12 protein-coding genes and 1 pseudogene are annotated in these 13954 nt (G+C 58.1%); 3 read left to right on the top strand and 10 right to left on the bottom strand.

Features of this window, described 5'->3' with window-relative positions; genetic code table 11:
* The 3 genes from AC2FNU_RS20200 to pdeM form a co-directional block, all read left to right on the top strand.
* Positions 1 to 1161, top strand: a 1161-nt coding sequence (locus AC2FNU_RS20200; protein ID WP_496791838.1) for a DUF8689 domain-containing protein, incomplete at its 5' end; no start/stop codon positions are given.
* Between the two features lie 40 nt (positions 1162 to 1201).
* Positions 1202 to 3613, top strand: coding sequence for a ligase-associated DNA damage response DEXH box helicase (locus tag AC2FNU_RS20205; RefSeq protein ID WP_496791839.1), 2412 nt, complete (start codon positions 1202 to 1204; stop codon positions 3611 to 3613).
* A 40-nt stretch (positions 3614 to 3653) separates the two neighbouring features.
* A complete protein-coding gene (gene pdeM / locus AC2FNU_RS20210; RefSeq protein ID WP_496791840.1) occupies positions 3654 to 4316 on the top strand; it encodes a ligase-associated DNA damage response endonuclease PdeM in 663 nt (220 codons plus the stop codon).
* Positions 4317 to 4318: 2 nt separating this feature from the next.
* On the opposite strand, the gene AC2FNU_RS20215 is transcribed toward pdeM, so the two are convergent.
* From AC2FNU_RS20215 to tolB, 10 genes and pseudogenes are all read right to left on the bottom strand, one after another.
* Positions 4319 to 4912 carry a LytTR family DNA-binding domain-containing protein gene (locus AC2FNU_RS20215; RefSeq protein ID WP_496791841.1) on the bottom strand — a complete coding sequence of 198 codons (594 nt, stop codon included), beginning with the start codon at positions 4910 to 4912 and terminating at the stop codon, positions 4319 to 4321.
* Positions 4913 to 5274: 362 nt separating this feature from the next.
* Entirely contained in the window at positions 5275 to 6165 is an 891-nt protein-coding gene (gene folD, locus AC2FNU_RS20220) for a bifunctional methylenetetrahydrofolate dehydrogenase/methenyltetrahydrofolate cyclohydrolase FolD (RefSeq protein WP_170477523.1), read from the bottom strand.
* A gap of 52 nt (positions 6166 to 6217) precedes the next feature.
* Positions 6218 to 6523 carry a chorismate mutase gene (locus tag AC2FNU_RS20225; RefSeq protein WP_496791842.1) on the bottom strand — a complete coding sequence of 102 codons (306 nt, stop codon included), beginning with the start codon at positions 6521 to 6523 and terminating at the stop codon, positions 6218 to 6220.
* Between the two features lie 58 nt (positions 6524 to 6581).
* A complete protein-coding gene (locus AC2FNU_RS20230) occupies positions 6582 to 8258 on the bottom strand; it encodes a formate--tetrahydrofolate ligase (protein WP_496791843.1) in 1677 nt (558 codons plus the stop codon).
* Positions 8259 to 8423: 165 nt separating this feature from the next.
* Positions 8424 to 8999 carry an MOSC domain-containing protein gene (locus tag AC2FNU_RS20235; RefSeq protein ID WP_496791844.1) on the bottom strand — a complete coding sequence of 192 codons (576 nt, stop codon included), beginning with the start codon at positions 8997 to 8999 and terminating at the stop codon, positions 8424 to 8426.
* 99 nt (positions 9000 to 9098) lie between these two features.
* Positions 9099 to 11015: an ATP-dependent zinc metalloprotease FtsH gene (ftsH, locus tag AC2FNU_RS20240; RefSeq protein ID WP_480801093.1), complete on the bottom strand. Its 1917-nt coding sequence runs from the start codon at positions 11013 to 11015 to the stop codon at positions 9099 to 9101.
* 75 nt (positions 11016 to 11090) lie between these two features.
* Positions 11091 to 12350: a tRNA lysidine(34) synthetase TilS gene (tilS, locus tag AC2FNU_RS20245; protein WP_496791845.1), complete on the bottom strand. Its 1260-nt coding sequence runs from the start codon at positions 12348 to 12350 to the stop codon at positions 11091 to 11093.
* On the bottom strand, positions 12341 to 13162 hold the full coding sequence (gene ybgF, locus AC2FNU_RS20250) for a tol-pal system protein YbgF (protein ID WP_496791846.1): 822 nt from the start codon (positions 13160 to 13162) through the stop codon (positions 12341 to 12343). Before ybgF ends, tilS begins: the two co-directional genes overlap by 10 nt.
* A 4-nt stretch (positions 13163 to 13166) precedes the next feature.
* Entirely contained in the window at positions 13167 to 13673 is a 507-nt protein-coding gene (gene pal, locus AC2FNU_RS20255) for a peptidoglycan-associated lipoprotein Pal (protein ID WP_496791847.1), read from the bottom strand.
* Positions 13674 to 13745: 72 nt separating this feature from the next.
* Positions 13746 to 13954 (bottom strand): annotated as a pseudogene (gene tolB, locus AC2FNU_RS20260) (Tol-Pal system protein TolB); the annotation flags it as partial.

A 13954-nucleotide genomic window follows, 5' to 3' on the forward strand; every position in this document is an offset into this window, starting at 1 on the left:
ATTTGTCTGCCCGGTTCCGTAACGCAAGAATTGGTCGACATCGCACGTGACCAGAAGCTGCTGGAAGCAACCGGAACGCTGAATGCCAACAGTGGCAACGAAATGGGATATCAACTGACCGATGCCGGTAAGGCCCGTGCATTGGACGCGCTCAGCCAGTCAGAGTATTTCGGCGCAATGCCTGTTCCGCTGGACGTGTATCGCGAGCAGGTCAAACGCCAGTCGATCCGCAACATCCAGGTGACCCGAGAGCAGCTGGTTGGTGCGATGGGTCATCTGGTTCTGCCCGACAGTCTGCTGGACCATCTCGGCCCCGCGGTCAGCGCGGGTCGGTCGATCCTTATGTACGGCCCTCCGGGTAACGGTAAATCCTCGATTTCGAACGGTATCCGCGACGCGCTTGGGGATAATGTCTATGTGCCTTATGCGATCGAATATGCTGGTCAGGTGATCACCGTCTATGACCCGATCGTACACACCGCGATCGAGCAAGAGCCTGACGACCCCAACAGCCTGCGCCGTCGCAAACGGTTTGATTCGCGCTATGTCCAATGTGAACGTCCAACCGTTGTGACCGGCGGTGAACTTTCGCTCAGCATGCTGGATCTGGTCTACAACCCAACCGCGCGCACATATCAGGCGCCGTTGCAGCTGAAATCGACCGGTGGCATCTTCATCGTGGACGACCTTGGCCGTCAGGCCGAGCCACCACAGGCGCTGGTCAACCGTTGGATTGTTCCATTGGAAGAGAACAAGGATATCCTGGGCCTGCAATCGGGTGAAAAGTTCGAGGTGCCGTTCGATACGCTCGTTATCTTCTCGACCAACTTCCACCCGAACGAGATCTTCGACCAAGCGGCCTTGCGCCGGATCTTCTTCAAGATCAAAATCGACGGTCCGAACCAGGAAAACTTCCTGAAAATCTTTGCCATGGTGGCCCGCAAACGCGGAATGCCTCTGGATGAGGCGGCGCTGGTGCATCTGCTGAAGGTCAAATACCCGACCATCAACAACATCTACGCAAACTATCAACCGATCTTCCTGATCGACCAGATGATCTCGATCTGCGAGTTCGAAGGCATCCCCTATCAGATGAGCCCCGAACTGATCGACCGCGCCTGGGCCAACATGTTCGTAAAAGACGAAAAAATCGTCAAATAACGCCATGCCAATTCCTCCTCCGGGCGGGTAATCTGTGTTCATGACGCAGATTCCCGCTCGGATTGGCACATGGTTTTTGGCCAAAGGCTGGTCCATCCACCCACATCAGCATGAGATGTTCGACCGGGCGCAAGACCCCGCGACCTTGCTGATCGCGCCGACGGGTGGCGGTAAGACCATGGCTGGGTTTCTGCCCACTCTGGCTGAGCTGGCCGACGGTGCCCATAGCGGGTTGCACACGATCTACGTTTCACCCCTCAAGGCGCTGGCGGCGGACATTAAGCGTAATCTGCGTACGCCTGTGGACGAGATCGGCCTGCCCATCCGGATCGAAGATCGCACAGGCGACACCTCAGCCACTCAGAAAAAGCGCCAACGCGCGGATCCGCCACATATCCTGCTGACAACGCCCGAAAGCCTTGCATTGCTGACCTCCTACGAAGATGCACCACGTATGTTTGATGGCGTGCAGCGGATCATCGTCGACGAAATCCACGCGCTTGCAGAAAGCAAACGTGGGGATCAGTTGATGCTGGCTTTAGCACGACTGCAGCGCCTCAACCCCGATCTGCGCCGCGTCGGTTTGTCTGCCACGGTCGAGGACCCTGAGGCGATTGCCCGTTTTCTGGCCCGCCATCCTGATCTATGCCAGATCGTACAGGCGGATCCCGGTCCGGACCCAGACATCCGAATGTTGGAAACCGTCGAGATGCCGCCCTGGTCCGGTGGTGGCGCGGCTTATGCGATCCCTGCCGTGCTGGAACAAATCCGGCAACACAAAACCACGCTGATCTTTCACAACACCCGCGCGCAGGCCGAAATCTTCTTTCACAACCTGTGGCTGGCAAACGAAGACGGCCTGCCGATTGGCATCCATCACGGCAGCCTGGACCGGCAACAGCGTGAGCGGGTTGAGGCTGCGATGGTCCGGGGTGATTTGCGCGCCATCGTTTGCACAGGCTCTTTGGATCTGGGCATCGATTGGGGCGATGTGGATCTGGTGATTCAGATCGGAGCACCAAAGAATGTCAAACGTCTGGTGCAACGGATCGGACGGGCCAATCATCGCTATAACGCGCCTTCCAAAGCCCTATTGGTACCTGCCAACCGGTTTGAGGTGGTCGAATGTATCGCCGCGCTGGAGGCCGCAAAAGCCCATGATCTTGACGGTGAACCGCGTGGTCCCGGCCCTCGCGATGTCTTGTGCCAGCACATCCTGATTGCCGCCTGTGCCGGACCGTTCGACGCCGATGACCTTTTTACCGAGATGACGTCTGCCGGGCCCTTTGCACATCTGACCCGGCCCGCGTTTGACGCTTGTCTCGATTTCTGTGCCACTGGCGGCTACGCACTCAGGGCATACGACCGCTGGCAACGGTTGAAACAACGTGCCGACGGGCAATGGCAGTTGCGGGATCCCCGTGCAGCGTCACGCATCCGCATGAATCTGGGCACGATTCAGGACACTGACACTCTGAAGGTGCGTCTTAAGCGCAGCCGGGGTGGCAAGCCGCTAGGAGAAGTCGAGGAAGCCTTTGCAGCCTCAATGACACCCGGCGATACCTTTTTGATCGGCGGGCAAATCGTGCGGTATGAGGGTCTGCGCGAAATGGTGGTCGAGGTCAGCCACCGCGCTGATCGCAAGCCCAAAATCGCGACCTTCTCGGGTACGAAATTCGCGACCTCTACCCAGCTCAGCGACCGCATTCTGCGCATGTTTGCTCAAGAGGATTGGCCGCAATTGCCACCGCACACGGCGGACTGGCTGGCCTTCCAGCGGCAGATCTCGCACCTGCCTCAGCGCGACCGCCTGCTGATCGAAAGCTTTCCAAGCGACGGTCGGGAACATCTGTGCGTTTATGGTTTTGCTGGCCGCAACGCGCAGCAAACACTCGGCCTGCTGCTGACCAAACGGATGGAGGAAACGGGCTCGGCCCCGATGGGCTTTGTTGCGACTGACTACGCCACACTGATCTGGGGTCTGGATGCTGTCACCGACCCTACCCCGTTGTTTCAACGCGACGCGCTTCGCGACGGGTTGGACACCTGGCTGGCTGGCAATGCCGTGATGAAACGCACTTTTCGCGCTTCTGCCACCATCGCGGGCCTGATCGAGCGCAATACGTTAGGACAAAGGAAAAGCGGGCGGCAGGCGACGTTTTCGTCTGATATCCTTTACGATACCCTGCTGAAATACGATCCTGATCACCTGCTGATGCAGATCACCCGTGAAGAAGCCATGCGTGGACTGGTTGATTTTGGCCGGATCGAAGCCATGCTGGACCGGATCGGCGACCGTGTGGATCTGCTCCGGCTGGATCGTGTATCCCCTTTGTCTGCCCCGTTGTTTCTTGAGGTCGGGAAAGTGCCCGTCAAAGGCGCGGCAGAAGAGCGTTTGCTGGCCGAAGAAAGCGCACGTCTGATGCAGGCAGCAGGACTGGATCAGCTTTGATCCTCTTGCACCGGATGCAGAAACACGCCAAGAACGTATCATGAACGCATGCGAGTTTTCCTTTGCAGGACAGCGCCTCGGCGCTTTGCCATCGGGCGCACTGTGGTGGCCCGAGCGCCAGTTACTGTGTGTCTCAGACCTGCATCTTGGAAAATCCGAACGAATGATACGGCGCGGTGGGCCTGCATTGCCCCCTTACGACACAAGCGAAACGCTGGATCGGTTGGCAAGTGACATAGAACGCACCAATGCTGAAATTGTACTATGTCTGGGAGACAGCTTCGATGACCTTGAGGCCGCGCAGGCATTGCCTTCAGCCGAAAGGCTTCGGATTTCTACATTGCAGGCCGGGCGCAATTGGATATGGATCGAAGGCAACCACGATCCCGGGCCGATTGAGTTGGGCGGCACGCATTTGTTCGAATGGCGCTGCGGTCCGCTGGTCTTTCGCCATATCGCAGAGGACCATCCGCAAGGAGAAGTCTCTGGCCACTATCATCCAAAAGCGCAGATCCGTTTGAAAGGGCGGCATATCTCACGCCCCGCTTTTCTTTTGGACAGCAACCGGCTGATCCTGCCGGCCTATGGTGTATTCACAGGTGGGATGCGCAGCACAGACCGGGTTCTGGCCGACCTCATGGATCAGAACGCAACGGCTATTCTGACCGGCCCGCACCCGCAGATGATACCGATGCCGCGCTGAAGTCAGATCAAACCGTCCTGTTCCAGCATTGGTTTATACTTGCGGCTGACCGGCACCAGATCGCCGTTGACCAATTTCAAAAAGGTTTTGCCGCCTGATTTCTCTACACCAGTAATGGACGCGTCTGTCACCCAATGTGAACGGTGCGAGCAATGACCGGGAACCGGTTCCATCTCGGCGATGGCATCCGTAAATCGCGACCGGAGCGTAAAGACACCTTCTGAGGTTACGACATCCACATTGTGATCCCGAACAGTCAGGCGATAGATCTGCCCGCTGAAACCAGTTGGCAAACGTTTGACAAGTCTCGGCTGTTCTTCTTCGGACGTGGGTGTCACCGCAGCCTGCATGTCATTGCGCTGCACAAAAACCAGACCTGTTGCCAACAACACCCCATATACAGCTACGGTTTGCGCCCCCGGTACCATTTGGCCGCCGCAGGTGAACAAGATCCATGCCAACACCCAAAGCGACGGCGTAAACAAAGACAGGATCAGACCGGCGTAGGCGAAATCACGGGCTGGAACGTTCAGCAGCAAAGGGCTGTTTAGCATCAGTTTCCGAACCAGTCCGGTCACAGAAAGTGCCAGGACCATCACTCCGACCCAAAACAATAGACGCAAACCAAAATTGAGCTCGGATACAAGAAAAGGTGGAAACGCATAGGCCAGCAAAGGAAGAAAAACCACGCCCGCTGTAACTCTCTGCGGAGTACATGCATTTCGAATTAAACTTAACTTAGACGTCATACTGCTTTTGTACGTGCATTGCCCGAGTGCAATACACACAAGGGAAACTCAACCTGTAAACAACTGGAAATACAGGCTTATCACGATTTTTCAAGCTGGGGAAGTCATTCGATATCCGACCGCCGATGACGTCAAAGGGCATGCCCGGGGCGTACTGAGACCAAAGCCGGGTGTCGGGCCGCTCAAAACGGCCCGACCCAGATTGACATTTAAGCGGTCAGACCTTCAGGCTCTGGCAGGCCGTTGGCCCGGCAGCAGGCGGTCAGCGTGTTGGCCAGCAGGCACGCGATGGTCATCGGACCCACGCCACCCGGTACCGGGGTGATCGCGCCTGCACGTTCAGCCGCGCTTGCGTAATCCACATCGCCAACCAGCTTGTTCTTGCCGTCGCGCTCGATACGGTTGATGCCCACGTCGATCACCGTGGCGCCTTCCTTGATCCAATCGCCCGGCACCATCTCGGGACGGCCAACAGCGGCCACAACGATGTCCGCACGACGCACAACATCTGGCAGGTCTTTGGTGCGCGAATGTGCGATGGTCACAGTGCAGCTGTCGCCCAGCAGCAGTTGCGCCATCGGTTTTCCCACGATGTTCGAACGGCCAATCACCACAGCATCCATACCCGACAGCGAGCCATGATAATCGCGCAGCATCATAAGGCATCCCAGCGGCGTACAGGGCACCATCGACTTCTGGCCAGTACCCAGCAAGCCCACGTTTGAGATGTGAAAGCCGTCGACATCTTTGGCAGGGTCAATCGAGTTGATCACCAGATCTTCGTTCAGGTGCTTCGGCAGCGGCAGCTGAACCAGAATACCGTGTACGGCAGGATCGTTGTTCAGCTTGTCGATCAGGGCCAGAAGATCCTCTTCCGAGGTTTCAGCATCCAGCTTGTGCTCGTAAGAGTTCATGCCAACCTCAACGGTCTGCTTGCCCTTTGAGCGGACATAGACCTGGCTGGCCGGGTCTTCGCCGACCAGAACCACCGCCAAGCCCGGTGTGATGCCGTTTTCTTCTTTCAGCTTGGCGACCTGATCAGCCACTTGCGCGCGCACTTTGGCCGCAAATGCCTTACCGTCGATAACCTGCGCTACCATCCTTTGATCCCTTCTTTCAAAAACGGATCGGGCGCAAATCGCGCCCGGCCAGTCAATCAGAGCCGAGCACACGCTCTTCGCGGGCAATCGACCAGTCTATCAAAATACGCCAGAGTTCTTCGGCAAGATCGGGGTCCATACCCAGTTCATCGGAACTCTTGCGCACGCGCTGCACCACCTCTTCGACACGGTCCGGGATTCGGGCGGGCAGCCCCTCGCCGGGTTTCAGCTGGGACGCTCGGTCGATGTAACTGGCGCGTTTCACCAGCATTTCGATCAGTTGGCGGTCCAGCCTGTCGATCTGAACGCGCAATTCCTGCATCGAGTTACAGTCTTGCGGCGGTGTCAGAGTGGGCATCGCGGTCTCCTCATGGCCCGGGGAAGTCCCCGGACCACGAGATGGTTCAAAATGCGGCTTAGAACAAGCCCTCGATCTCACCTGCGTCGTTAAGGCAGATGGTTTCGGCAGCCGGTTTGCGGGGCAGACCGGGCATGGTCATGATCTCACCACAGACAACCACGATGAAGCCGGCACCTGCGCTCAGGCGAACCTCACGCACCGGAACCGAGTGACCGGTCGGCGCGCCGCGCAGGGTCGGGTCGGTCGAGAACGAGTACTGGGTTTTCGCCATGCAGACCGGCAGGTTGCCGTAACCGGCTTCTTCCCACTCGCGCAGTTGGTTGCGGATCTTGTTGTCGGCCAGAACCTCGTCCGCGCGATAGATGCGCTTGGCGATGGTTTCGATCTTCTCGAACAGCGGCATGTCGTCGGGGTAAATCGGTGCGAAGTTCGCGGTGCCACCTTCGACGATTTCGACAACTTTTTCGGCCAGCGGTGCAGACCCTTCCGAGCCCAGTTCCCAGTGACGCGACAGAACCGCTTCGACACCGTGATCGGCACAGTAGTTCTTGACGGCTTCGACTTCGGCATCGGTGTCGGTGACGAAGTGGTTGATCGCAACCACGACCGGAACACCAAAGGATTTCACGTTCTCGATGTGACGGCCCAAGTTGGCACAGCCCGACTGAACGGCTTCGACGTTTTCAGCACCCAGGTCAGCCTTGGCCACGCCACCGTTCATTTTCATCGCGCGTACAGTGGCAACCAGAACAACGGCCGACGGAGCGATGCCCGCCTTGCGGCATTTGATGTTCATGAACTTCTCGGCACCCAGATCAGCGCCAAAACCTGCTTCGGTCACGACGTAGTCAGCAACTTTCAGCGCGGTCTTGGTCGCGATGACCGAGTTACAGCCATGCGCGATGTTCGCGAACGGGCCACCATGGACAAAGGCCGGGTTGTTTTCCAGCGTCTGCACCAGGTTCGGCTGCATCGCGTCCTTCAGCAGAACGGTCATTGCGCCTTCGGCCTTGATGTCGCGGCAGTAGACCGGTGTCTTGTCGCGGCGGTACGCAACGATGATGTCGCCCAGACGCTTTTCCAGGTCCTTCAGGTCGTTTGCGAGGCACAGGATCGCCATAACTTCGGACGCAACAGTAATGTCAAAGCCTGCTTCCCGCGGGAAGCCGTTCGACACACCACCCAGGCTGGCGGTGATCTGACGCAGGGCACGGTCGTTCATGTCGACCACACGACGCCATGCAACACGGCGGGTGTCGATTTCGGCTTCGTTACCCCAGTAGATGTGGTTGTCGATCATCGCGGACAGCAGCGAGTGTGCTGAGGTGATGGCGTGGAAGTCGCCGGTAAAGTGCAGGTTCATTTCCTCCATCGGAACAACCTGCGCATAACCGCCACCTGCAGCGCCACCCTTCATGCCGAAGTTCGGGCCGAGCGAGGCTTCGCGGATACAGATCATCGCGTTCTTGCCGATGCGGTTCAGGCCGTCACCCAGACCAACGGTCGTGGTGGTTTTGCCTTCACCCGCCGGTGTCGGGTTGATCGCCGTCACCAGAATCAGTTTGCCGTCTTCGCGGTCCTGAACCGAGTTGATGAAGTCCTGGCTGACCTTGGCTTTATCGTGGCCGTAGGGCAGCAGATCCGCAGAGTCGATGCCAATTTTGGCACCGATTTCCTGAATCGGCTTTTTGTTCGCTTCACGAGCGATTTCGATATCGGATTTGTAGCTCATTGGCCGGGGTCCTTAATTGAATACCGTGCAAAGCCGACGCAAAGCGTCGGCGCTGCGCATTCCATACCCTTGTGTACAATCTCAATAGCCATGGATTCCGACATTCTGGTGTCGCGAAGCGTCGTAAGGTCATTTCGTGGGTTTCTAATCGGAAACCTGACCCGTTTATGGCGCCCAGTTGGGTTGATCCGGAACAAACAATGCCAAACGATCGCCAAGCTCAACCCGCCCCGGGCGTTCTACCCACCCGGTTATGCCGCGCCGTCCCACCGCCGCCGGTTTGAACGCGGCACCATGCCCGGGCTGATCCGCCTCGATCTCGCGCCCCGGTAAAACGCAGGGCGCGTTCTCCATGTCTACAGTTATCGTCAAACCGCCCCCAGCCTGTAGCCGCGAAGACGGGGGAACGTGCGAGAAATCGGGAATACCTTTCAGTACGATCGACGCGCCAAGGTACGATGGGTCGAGCGTTTCGAGACTCATCTCAAGTGCAATCTGTTCAAGCTCTTCCACGGAAAGCACCGACAATTGACGGACGTTGCGAATCTCCGTGCCTTGGGAATAGAGGTTCCTGACCCGCACACAGGACGCGCGGTTGACGCCTGCGTGCCGTTCACCCTTCACGCCATCGAAGCCCAGGTCCAGCGCCTGGACCGCTTCGGCGCGCAGCGATTGCCCCGCGGGGACATAGCCGAGCCAAACCACTTCGGCTGCGTATTCAGTTTCCCGCAAAAACGGCATGTTGGTTTCCCTTTTCCTTGGCGCTTACGGGCGCATATTGCCCGGCATCGACCTGAAGAAAAGAAAAAAGACCCGAGCCTTGGCCCGGGTCTTTGGTGTTTATGCAGTGGGTTCAGGCTCCATCCCACCCTCAGGCGGGGATTTCTTTGCCTTGGTCTTGGGAATGGCCGTAACGCTGGGTGCGTTGCCTTCGTCCGGCTTGTCACCTTCATCATCGCCTTCGGTTGGCGATTCACCATTCATTACGCGCTTGATCTCGTCGCCGGTCAGGGTTTCGTATTCCAGCAGACCTTGGGCCAAACGCTCCCATTCTTCGTTCTTGTCCGTCAGGATCTTATGAGCGCGCTCATAGCCTTGCTGGATCAGGCGCTTCACCTCTTCCTCGATCAGCTCTTTGGTATGCGCGGACACCGAGAACCCGGCAGTGTTGCCCTGATAGCCCTCATGCGCCTCGGCATAGTCAATATTGCCGACCTTGTCAGACATACCCCAGCGCATCACCATCGCGCGGGCCAACTGGCTGGCTTGCATGATGTCACCGGCGGGACCGTTCGAGACGTGGTCTTCACCGTATTTAATGACCTCAGCGGCTTTACCAGCCATGGTCATCGCCAGCTTCTGCTCGCACTCATCGCGGTGATAGTTCAGGCGGTCCATTTCCGGCAGAGAGACAACCATACCCAGCGCACCGCCGCGCGGAATGATCGTCGCCTTGTAGACCGGGTCGCACAGCGGCAGTTCCAGACCAACAACGGCATGACCGGCCTCGTGATAGGCGGTCTTTTCCTTCTGGTCCTGGGTCAGCACCATCGAGCGGCGCTCGGCCCCCATCATCACTTTGTCTTTGGCGTTCTCGAAATCTTCCATGGTGACAAAGCGACGGCCCACCCGGGCGGCCATCAACGCAGCTTCGTTCACAAGGTTCGCCAAATCAGCGCCCGAGAAGCCCGGAGTACCCCGCGCGATGATGCGCAGATCAACATCGGGGCCAAGAGGTGTCTTGCGCGCGTGCACGCCCAAAATCTTCTCGCGCCCTTTGATGTCGGGGTTGCCGACGGTCACGTTACGGTCAAAACGGCCCGGACGCAGCAGCGCAGGGTCCAGAACGTCCTTACGGTTGGTGGCCGCCAGAATGATAACACCTTCATTGGCCTCAAACCCGTCCATCTCAACCAGCAACTGGTTGAGCGTTTGTTCGCGTTCATCGTTACCGCCGCCGTAACCGGCGCCACGATGGCGACCTACGGCGTCAATCTCATCGATAAACACGATACAAGGTGCGTTCTTCTTGGCCTGTTCGAACATGTCACGGACACGGCTGGCACCTACACCCACGAACATCTCAACAAAGTCCGAGCCCGAGATGGTGAAGAACGGAACACCCGCCTCACCCGCAATCGCGCGGGCCAACAGTGTTTTACCGGTACCCGGAGGGCCAACCAACAGCGCGCCTTTTGGGATTTTGCCGCCAAGGCGGCTGAACTTCTGCGGGTTGCGCAGGAATTCAACGATCTCTTCCAACTCTTCCTTGGCTTCGTCGATACCGGCCACGTCATCAAAGGTCACACGGCCATGCTTTTCGGTCAGCATCTTGGCCTTGGACTTGCCAAAGCCCATCGCGCCGCCTTTACCGCCGCCCTGCATCCGGTTCATGAAGTAAACCCAAACACCGATCAGCAGCAGGAACGGCAGAAGCGTGATCAGGAAAGACTGGAAACCCGACTGCTGCTGTTTGACCGCTTGAACCGGAATGTTCTCATCGATCAGCAGCTTTGTGACCTCGGCATCGCCGGGCTTGATCGTGACATAGGTCGCACCGCTTTCGGTGGTATAGCGAATCTGCTCGCCATCCAGCGTCACGTTTTTGACTTCACCGCTTTGGACGGCACCGACAAAGTCGGAATATGTTCTCTCATTGCTCTGAAGCGTTCCGCCCGGTCCACTGAACAGATTGAACAGTGCCAGAATAAGCAGGAACAGAACGACCCAAAACGCGATATTGCGAGCGTTGCCCAAGGAAAATCTCCCAAAAGTTTCGGCAGGCGAGGAACTGCCAAGTTGTCTCTTAAAATAGAGAGGATTGTTCTATGTTCAATGCGATAAAAAAGATGCGTCAAACGCGGGCCAATCCGACACCGGATCAGCCAGCCATCCATTGGCAAGTCCCGCAAGCGGTGCCGCAAGCACCGTTTCCCCCGCCCAAACGGCAGGCGTGGCGGCCAAAGCAAGCCTGGGGCGCCCGTTTGCCCGCCAATCCGGAACCTGCTGCAACCCTTTTTCGCCCAACGCCCGGATTTCCACGCCTGAGATTTCCGGCCCGGTCAACACCCATTTGCTATCCCAGACAGCGCCAGATGCGGCAATTTGGCCCTCTACGGCCTTAAATTCCCTGCAAATCCAAACACTCGCGCCTTTTGGCACCAGCAGACATCCGGCAATGGACCCGGCTTGACCGTGAATTATCGCATCCATCGCCTGCTCCAAAGCCGACTGACGCGGGGGATAGCCCCGCCCCACAATCCATTGAAGTGATCCCAACAACACGCGCCTTTGGATTTCCCTCGGCAGCGCTGCAAAGCCGGCCTGGTCCACCCTCACATCGCTGTGGTCAACCTGCGCCACTTTCCGCGCGGATTCCTGCGCAAACACCCCCAATGCCTTGTGCGCCTGCGCCAAATTTTCCGCCACACGAGATAAAGACAGCGCATCGATTCCTAAAGGCGCAAGGCTTTGCACGGCATCGCGGGCTTTGATCCGGTCAAAACGGGTGTCCTGATTCGATGGATCTTCGACCCAACTGGCGCCAATCTCGGTCAGATAGGAACGCAGTCTGCTGCGCGTAAAACCCAGCATTGGGCGCAGCAACGTTACCCCATCCCTTTGCCGCACAGATGACATACCTGACAGACCCGTTACGCCAGAGGATCGCCCCAACCGCATTAGCAAAGTTTCGGCCTGATCGTCTGCGGTATGCCCCAAGGCAATTGCACCGATATTACGGGCCTTCGCCCAGTTTATCATCAGACTATACCGCGCTTGGCGCGCTTGATCCTGAAGATTGCCTGTACCGTCCCAACCGGACCACCTCAAAATGTCGTGCTGCACTCCAAGAGATGCCGCCATGCGGGCAACGGCCTCTGCCTCCTGCGCGGCCTCCGGGCGCAAACCATGATCAACTGTGACTGCGTAAAGAGTGACCGCCTCGGTTTGCGCAACTGCGTGCAACAGATGCATCAAGGCAACGGAATCCCCGCCACCTGACACTGCGATCCCCAGTTTGCTGGGCAAATTGTCCGGCAACCGATTCCGAAAGTCGGTAATCAGGCTGTCTGGCTGAGCGCTCAAGAACACCCCAGCGCGGTCATCTCTTGCGTGGCGTTCGACAACGCAGGGGCAGAGGGGAACCGCACCCCAACCTCATTCAGTGTGATACAGGCCTGATCGGTTTGCCCCAATCGGCCTAATGCCGCGCCCAGCTCATACAGCGCCTCGGGGGCAAAAGCGCCTTCGGAATCGCCGGTGAAGCTGGCCAAAAAGGCACGGGCCGCTTCGCGGGTGTCGCCCAGCCCTTCAAGGGCGTGGCCTCGTTTAAGGTTCGCTTCAGGGGCCAGAGGGCTGCCGGGATAGTTTGCCTCGAACTGCGCAAACATGGCGGCAGCGGTCTGGAAATCCCCATCGGCCAAAGCTTGCGACGCCGTATCGAAATCCGCGCGCTCGCCCACGGCCAGTTCAGTTTGGTCTGTTGCAGGTGGCGTTGTGACGTTCACCGGGCCTGTTTCTGACACAGTGTCACCGCCCAGTGTCGAGGTTTCCTCAAGCGCGGACAGGTCTCCGCCCTCCAGTTCGACCAACCGAAACTCCAGATCACCAATGCGGTTTGTGCCGTCGGTGACAATATTCTGGACCCGTTGGTTCAATTGCTCGGTCTGGCGCGTCAGACGCTGCAGCTCTGCTTCAATCGCGTCGACACGTTCCAGCACCGAACTGCCGGACAGGTTGGGCGCAGGTGATCCTGTGGTAGAAAACTCGCGCTTCAGGCGCTGTATCTCGACATGCAGCACCGTCAGCTCCTGACGAATATCAGCCAGGGTCTGCTGATCCTGTGCCTGTGCCACACCCGCCGTTGCCATGACAGCTGCCAAAACCCATCCTGCAATACGCATCGTCTTACCCCAGAGTTGACCCGGTCAGCACCGTTACCGCGCGGCGGTTTTTGGAATAGCATTCCTCGGTGCTGCAAATCTCGATCGGGCGTTCCTTACCGTAGCTGACTGTTTTAAGACGGTTGCCTGCCACCCCGCGGGAAATCAGATATTCACGCGCAGCGTTAGCCCGGCGCGCACCCAGTGCAAGGTTGTATTCCCGCGTCCCCTGCTCATCCGCGTGCCCTTCTATCGTGGCGACAAAATCTGGGTTGGCCAACAGCCACTCTGCCTGCCCTTGCAGCACGGTTTGTGCCTGCGGTGTAAGTGTCGACTGATCGACAGCAAAAAGGACACGGTCACCAACCGTCTGCTGGAAATACGCTGGCGAACGCGGGTCGCTGGGCGAGCCCGGCACGATAGCGCCAGTGCCTCCTGCGCCACCGCCCCCCAATGCGGAGGGGTCGTTATTTGTACAGGCGGCAATCACACTCAGCGCGCCCAGCGCCAGAACTTTGCTCAATACGTTCATTTCAAGTGCCTCGTGTTTTGATTATTGCCGCCTGTCTACCACAGGCGCGATTCGTTGTGAACTTTGCTGCGATCAATTCTGCAATGGGCCCCATGACGGGTCGCTGCCACCATCCGGAGTGCGTACCGGGCGCAGGTTGCGGCCCGATATATCCACTGAATATAGCGAGGCCCGCCCGCTGGCCCCCTGCGTTTCGCGCGTGAACATGATAACGCGGCCATTTGGTGACCACGTGGGGCCTTCGTCCAGGAATGACGCGGTCAACAACCGCTCTTCCGAGC

This window comes from Ruegeria sp. BHSB064, from assembly GCF_059613205.1.

Excerpts from the sequence above, each read along its gene's own strand:
- folD (WP_170477523.1), bottom strand. The coding sequence starts at position 6,165 with ATGGTAGCGCAGGTTATCGACGGTAAGGCATTTGCGGCCAAAGTGCGC.
- ybgF (WP_496791846.1), bottom strand. The coding sequence starts at position 13,162 with ATGCGTATTGCAGGATGGGTTTTGGCAGCTGTCATGGCAACGGCGGGT.
- AC2FNU_RS20205 (WP_496791839.1), top strand. The coding sequence starts at position 1,202 with ATGACGCAGATTCCCGCTCGGATTGGCACATGGTTTTTGGCCAAAGGC.
- AC2FNU_RS20235 (WP_496791844.1), bottom strand. The coding sequence starts at position 8,999 with ATGCCGTTTTTGCGGGAAACTGAATACGCAGCCGAAGTGGTTTGGCTC.
- AC2FNU_RS20230 (WP_496791843.1), bottom strand. The coding sequence starts at position 8,258 with ATGAGCTACAAATCCGATATCGAAATCGCTCGTGAAGCGAACAAAAAG.
- AC2FNU_RS20225 (WP_496791842.1), bottom strand. The coding sequence starts at position 6,523 with ATGCCCACTCTGACACCGCCGCAAGACTGTAACTCGATGCAGGAATTG.
- pdeM (WP_496791840.1), top strand. The coding sequence starts at position 3,654 with ATGAACGCATGCGAGTTTTCCTTTGCAGGACAGCGCCTCGGCGCTTTG.
- AC2FNU_RS20215 (WP_496791841.1), bottom strand. The coding sequence starts at position 4,912 with ATGGTCCTGGCACTTTCTGTGACCGGACTGGTTCGGAAACTGATGCTA.
- pal (WP_496791847.1), bottom strand. The coding sequence starts at position 13,673 with ATGAACGTATTGAGCAAAGTTCTGGCGCTGGGCGCGCTGAGTGTGATT.